The following is a 719-nucleotide window of genomic DNA, read 5'->3' on the forward strand; positions in this document are numbered from 1 at the left end:
TAGCCTAATCATGGCGATTCCATTGACCATCGCAGCCCTGATCACTGGCAAACGAATTGAAAAACGCGTACGGAAAATGCAAAAAGAAATGCATGAAGAGTATGAGTTTAATACTGGCAAAGCCGATGCCATCGAAGGTGAATTTGAAGAGGTTCGCCGATAACGAAATTACTGTGTTTCTCTTCCCCCTAATGTTCCTGAGAAACTTCTTGCTTACACCCAGACTTGCCCCACAAGCTGGGTGTTTTTTTATTTTGCAGGCGTATTTTCCCAGTACACAGTTAAATAGATTTTTTCTCGCCAGAGGCACGTCTACTCATCTCATCATAGCCAGTATCCCAAAGCTCTCCATCGACTCCAGCGTACGGGTTGGACTCTTTAGAGCGTCCTTCTAAAAAAGCGTCTCTACCTTCATTTTTAATCTCGCTCACTTTATCTAGAACGAAATTGAAGTGCTTAGGATCCACTCTAAGCAAAACCATAGCTAGAAGCCCTATACCAGCTAATATAAATGCAAGAAGAGTGAAGAACTCAAATGCACTCTTTCCAGTTAAAAATATCCACCCAGCACTAAATAGGCCAAGTAAAACAACGATCGGAATCAAGCTAGTTACTTTTTGCACTTTTCTCTCACTTTCTTCAACAATTGTAAAATCTCTATCCCAAGTAGGGATAAGTAAGAGGAAAATCCGTTTACTTAAACAAGTTTTCTCACCTTA

The 719-nt window shown here is 40.8% G+C and carries 1 protein-coding gene; it reads right to left on the reverse strand.

Annotation, left to right across the window (positions count from 1 at the left end):
* Positions 1–281: 281 nt before the first annotated feature.
* Positions 282–623 (reverse strand): hypothetical protein, encoded by a 342-nt coding sequence (locus R7P74_RS26395; protein ID WP_025500360.1) that lies wholly within the window; start codon positions 621–623, stop codon positions 282–284.
* Positions 624–719 lie beyond the last annotated feature (96 nt).

The organism is Vibrio sp. 2033, assembly GCF_033339735.1.